The sequence below is a fragment of the Flavobacterium sp. genome, assembly GCF_035760125.1.
Taxonomy (GTDB): Bacteria; Bacteroidota; Bacteroidia; order Flavobacteriales; family Flavobacteriaceae; genus Flavobacterium.
Map to the genome: position 1 here is coordinate 1 of NZ_DASTTN010000230.1, position 5,774 is coordinate 5,774.

At 37.5% G+C, this 5,774-nt stretch carries 4 protein-coding genes and 1 pseudogene; 2 read left to right on the forward strand and 3 right to left on the reverse strand.

Annotated elements, in window-relative coordinates; all coding sequences use genetic code 11:
- Both VFS71_RS08375 and VFS71_RS08380 read left to right on the forward strand, forming a co-directional pair.
- The coding region (locus VFS71_RS08375; protein WP_326400514.1) for an acetyl-CoA C-acyltransferase at positions 1–1,144 on the forward strand (1,144 nt) is incomplete at its 5' end.
- Positions 1,145–1,178: 34 nt separating this feature from the next.
- On the forward strand, positions 1,179–2,969 hold the full coding sequence (locus VFS71_RS08380) for an acyl-CoA dehydrogenase family protein (protein ID WP_326400516.1): 1,791 nt from the start codon (positions 1,179–1,181) through the stop codon (positions 2,967–2,969).
- A gap of 91 nt (positions 2,970–3,060) precedes the next feature.
- Here VFS71_RS08380 and VFS71_RS08385 read toward each other — a convergent pair whose 3' ends face one another.
- The 3 genes and pseudogenes from VFS71_RS08385 to VFS71_RS08395 all read right to left on the reverse strand — a co-directional run.
- A complete protein-coding gene (locus VFS71_RS08385; protein ID WP_326400518.1) occupies positions 3,061–4,128 on the reverse strand; it encodes an AI-2E family transporter in 1,068 nt (355 codons plus the stop codon).
- A 38-nt stretch (positions 4,129–4,166) separates the two neighbouring features.
- Complete coding sequence (locus VFS71_RS08390) at positions 4,167–4,868, reverse strand: potassium channel family protein (protein WP_326400520.1); 702 nt, start codon at positions 4,866–4,868, stop codon at positions 4,167–4,169.
- 141 nt (positions 4,869–5,009) lie between these two features.
- A pseudogene (locus VFS71_RS08395) lies at positions 5,010–5,774 on the reverse strand (MFS transporter); the annotation flags it as partial.

The window sequence follows — 5,774 nt, forward strand, 5'->3', positions numbered from 1 at the left end:
GGTAGGAAAAGCACCAAAAGGAGTTTTTAGATTTAAAAGACCTGATGAGTTGGCTGCAGAAACCATTCAATACATGATGAATGAGTTGCCAGAATTTGACAAAACCCGTATTGATGACGTTATGGTAGGAAATGCCATGCCGGAAGCAGAACAAGGTTTGAACGTGGGACGATTGATCTCTTTGATGGGATTAAAAGTAGATGATGTACCTGGAGTTACCGTAAACAGATATTGCGCTTCGGGATTAGAAACTATCGGAATGGCAACAGCTAAAATCCAATCAGGAATGGCACATTGTATCATTGCCGGTGGAGCTGAAAGCATGAGTTTTATTCCAATGGGAGGTTACAAACCTACTCCGGATTATGCTGTTGCAAAAGCAGGACATGAGGATTACTACTGGGGAATGGGATTAACATCTGAAGCGGTGGCTAAACAATTCAACATTTCTCGTGCAGACCAAGATGAATTTGCTTTTCAATCACATAACAAAGCTTTGAAAGCTCAAGCTGAAGGTAAATTTGACAAACAAATTGTGCCAATTACTGTTGAGCAGACTTTTATCAATGAAAATGGTAAAAAAGAAACCAAATCATACGTTGTAAACAAAGACGAAGGTCCAAGAGCAGGAACATCTTTGGAAGTATTAGCTGGTCTTAGAGCTGTTTTTGCTGCTGACGGAAGCGTAACTGCCGGTAACTCTTCACAAATGAGTGATGGCGCTGCTTTTGTACTTGTTATGAGTGAAGAAATGGTTAAAGAATTAAACCTTGAACCTATCGCTCGATTGGTAAACTTCGCCTCTGCAGGTGTTGAGCCAAGAATCATGGGAATTGGACCTGTAAAAGCGATTCCAAAAGCGTTGAAACAAGCGGGATTAACTCTAAATGATATCGATTTAATTGAATTAAACGAAGCATTTGCTTCACAAGCATTGGCCGTAACCCGCGAACTAAACTTGAATCCAGATATTATCAATGTGAATGGTGGTGCTATTGCCCTAGGTCATCCTCTCGGTTGTACCGGAGCCAAATTATCTGTTCAATTGTTTGACGAGATGAAACGCAGAGGAAGCAAATACGGTATTGTTTCTATGTGTGTGGGAACTGGGCAAGGTTCTGCAGGGATTTATGAGTTATTGTAATTAAAAAAGTCTATTACTTAAAAAAAATAAAAAAATGAGCGACAAAACAAGAGGTGGTCAATTCATCGTAAAAGAAACAAAATGTGAAGATATCTTCACACCAGAAGATTTTAATGAAGAGCAATTAATGATGCGTGACTCTGTAAAAGAGTTCGTTGATAAAGAATTGTGGGCACACAAAGATCGTTTTGAGAAAAAAGATTATGGCTATACACAAGAGTGTATGAAAAAAGCGGGAGATCTTGGTTTCTTAAGCGTAGCTGTACCTGAAGCTTATGGCGGAATGGGAATGGGATTTGTAAATACCGTTTTGGTATGTGATTATATTTCGGGAGCAACGGGTTCATTCTCGACTGCTTTTGGGGCTCACACCGGAATTGGAACAATGCCAATCACACTTTATGGAACTGAAGAACAAAAACAAAAATACGTACCTAAATTGGCTTCTGGAGAATGGTTTGGAGCGTATTGCTTGACTGAACCGGGTGCTGGTTCTGATGCTAACTCTGGAAAAACTAAAGCTGTTTTATCTGAAGACGGAAAAACATATTCGATCACTGGACAAAAAATGTGGATTTCGAATGCAGGATTCTGTTCTGTTTTCATCGTATTCGCAAGAATTGGTGACGACAAAAACATCACTGGATTTATCGTGGAAAACACTCCAGACAATGGAATCTCAATGAATGAAGAAGAGCATAAATTAGGTATTCGTGCTTCTTCTACTCGTCAGGTTTTCTTCAATGAAACTAAAGTTCCTGCTGAAAATATGTTGTCTGAAAGAGGAAATGGTTTCAAAATTGCTATGAATGCTTTGAACGTAGGTCGTATCAAATTGGCAGCCGCTTGTTTGGACGCACAACGTAGAGTAATCACTGGAGCGGTTCACTATTCTAATGAAAGAATCCAATTTAACACTGCTATTTCTCAGTTTGGTGCTATCCGTTCTAAATTGGCAGAAATGGCGACTTCTTGCTACGCAGGAGAAAGTGCTTCTTACCGTGCAGCAAAAGATATTGAAGATAGAATCACTGAACGTGAAGCAGCTGGAGCTTCTCATCAAGAGTCAGAATTGAAAGGTGTTGAAGAATATGCTATTGAGTGTTCTATCTTGAAAGTAGCCGTTTCTGAAGACGTTCAAAACTGTGCCGATGAAGGAATTCAAATCTTTGGTGGAATGGGATTCTCAGAAGACACACCTATGGAAAGTGCTTGGAGAGATGCTCGTATTGCTCGTATCTACGAGGGAACAAACGAAATCAACAGAATGCTTTCAGTTGGTATGTTAATCAAAAAAGCTATGAAAGGTCACGTTGATTTACTAGGACCTGCTTCTAAAGTACAAGAAGAATTAATGGGAATTCCATCTTTTGAAACTCCTGACTATTCTGAATTGTTTGCTGAAGAAAAAGAAATGATCGGTAAATTGAAAAAAGCGTTCCTAATGGTTGCTGGTGGAGCCGTTCAAAAATACGGTCCAGACTTAGATGCTCATCAACAATTATTGATGGCGGCTTCAGATATCTTAATCGAAATCTATATGGCTGAAAGTACCATTTTGAGAACCGAAAAATTAGCCAAAACAAACGGTGCTGACAAAATCAAAGAACAAATTGCAATGGCACAATTATACTTGTACCAAGCGGTTGATATCATTACTCAAAAAGGAAAAGAAAGCATTATTTCTTTTGCTGAAGGTGATGAACAACGTATGATGTTAATGGGATTACGTCGTTACACTAAATACACTAATATGCCAAATGTTGTTGGTTTAAGAGAAACCATCACCACTAAATTAGTTGCAGAAAACGCATACTGCTTCTAACATATACAATCTTTTTTAGTTTTTATTTGTTAAAAAGCCGCTATTGTCCCTGAATGACAAAGCGGCTTTTTTATGGGATATATTTAATAAATTATGCTGTGGTACTTTCAGGTTTGTCATCCATCCAGGCAGCAAATAATTTATAGCCGATAGAAAATATGATTGGTCCCACAAATAGGCCTACGAATCCTGACATCATAAATCCGCCGATTACGCCAAGGAAAATGACTAACATAGGTACTAGAGCTCCTTTTCCCAACAGTAACGGTTTGAGGACGTTGTCTGATAGTCCGCTTAGGATGAAAAATATAGTCCATCCAATAGCTGCAGTAGTGTTGTCCAGTGAAAAAAGGTAAGCGATTACCCCAAGATTAATGATGATCGGGCCGACTTGGATAATGGAAAGCATCAAACAAATAACCGTCAACACACCAGCAAAAGGAATGCCTGCACCAAAGAGTCCCACAGCTTGGATTAAGGTTTGGATGATAGCCACTCCCAATATTCCTTTGACTACCTGAAACACTGTTGACACTGTAATATTCAGAAATTCGTCTCCGGAATCACCTGCTATTCTCTTGATGAAGTTGGTGGCTAATGCTTGGGCACTTGTCGAAACCATTAATACACCTGCTATAATTACTGATAGGATTACCTGCAATAAAGCAACGGTAGAACTAAGCACACTGCCCAATAATTTTTTGGACAATTCGACAATTTGTGCTTTGTATTCGAGTACTCCAGCTTTTAAATCAACGGATAATGTATATAGAAAATCATAGGCTTTCTCCCCAATCAGAGGCCAGTCTTTGATATTTTGGCCTGGTGTTGCCACTTTCAGAGTGCCGTTTTCAACTCCCGTTTTTATTTCGGTAATGTTTGAGGTTACTGTATTTACGAATAATACTGTTGGCGAAATGATGATTATCAATAAGACCGCAACGATTATGAATGAAGCCAGACTTTTGCGTCCTTTCAGTTTCTTTTGCAGGAAATCGTATCCTGGATATAGCACTATTGCCAATATGATTGCCCAAAGAATTGGCATGACAAATGGCAATAAAAGTTTAATGCAAAATCCTAGAATAAGGAAAACTAGTCCTAGCTGTAAAATGACTTCAAAAATCTGTTTGCTTTTGTATGGGTTTGAATTTTCCATAAGAATTGATTTAAAGATTAGTTAAAATTAAAATTCAATTATTGCTTTTGTTTCTTTTTGGAATTGTTTTCATTGGCATCCGAAACAAGACGACCAATAAGGATCACGGGGTACAAAACCCCTATTATGGCTTCAATTTGCACCATTGCTCTTGCAAAAGGATGCAAAGGAAAAATATCTCCATAACCAGTTGTAGTAATCGTTATATAACTAAAATACAAAAAATTAGCTTGTAAAGTATTGCTTTCGAAAAGAGGTAACGTTATTTGAAAAGCACCGGGAATGTGTTCGTAGATAAACAAATAAATCACCGACCATAAATTGGCCAGAATCATATAAACCACTATGGAACCTATCACTCGATATTCGGTTATTGGTCCTGGTTCAAAAACTTTTACTAAAACCAAATAAATTAATAACCCAAAAGTAAGAACAGTAAAAACGATATCTCCCAAGTGAACAAATGGAGTCTCTATGAAAACAGAAAGCCAGCCAAAAAGGATAAACAAAAATGGAATAATTATGAATAAGAATGTTTGTTTTTTGGATTTGGACAAAGAAATAATACCGGCCACAAGGAACAGCATCCAAAATATATTCGTAATGACCATAAAGGAAGAATAGTTCCCAAATATTGGAATCAAAACAAAGTGCATAATAAAAAGTAAAATCAGCATTCCGCTAAGACCACTTTCCTTATTCCATAAATGATTCAAGAAACGATATTGTTTTTTTACCATAATATTTATTTTTTTAGATTCTAAGTTGCTAAGAATCTAAGCTTATGAAAAATAGTTACACTGCATTTTATAATCATTTTATCCTTTTTAAAATTGCCAACCCAAATCTTAAAGTCTTAGCAACTGAGTATCTTAGCATCTTTAGAAAGGTATCGGCTCCACATCAACACGACCAATTGGCCTTCGTCCTAATCGAAACAAAAGGAGAACCAGAATCGGGAAGAAACATAGTGCTGCCATTACCAGATAAATATCTTTGTAAGCCAACATTAACGCTGACTGTGATGTTTGGTTTGAAAGACTTTTTTCGGCTTTTTTTTGTGCTTCCCATACTGATAATCCTTGAAGCATATAGTAATTTTTGTTCTTATTCAGCTGCGCTTTGGCCATCGGGTTTAATTCCGATAATTGCTGACTAAGGCCTGTTTTATGTTGCACATTTATATTGGAAATAAAAGTTCCTAAAATAGCCCCTCCCAATAATGAGGCAAAAACAGCCCGCGAAATCACACCGCTCATCATTCGGGAATCACCCAAAGGTTTAGGCACGTTCTCTGAAATATATAGAGAGGCCGCTGGGTACAAAAAACCAATGGCAAGCCCTTTGAATATAAAAGGACCAAAAAAATCGGATGTGTCAATTTCGGGATAAAATCTAAAATAGAGAATGATATGATACATTCCGTAACTGGCAAAACCCATAACCCAAAGCGTAGCCAAATAAATTCTTTTGAACAAAAGATAAGTGGATAACGGAATGGCTATAAAAAGACCTATCAGAATGGCCAAATGTGTTCTTGCCACATAGATACTGTCAAAACCTAAAATATTGGTCATAAATCCAGTTACAATACTTCCTGTACCGTTCATCATTCCGGTATAAAAAAAGAGCAAAGATCCCAAAAC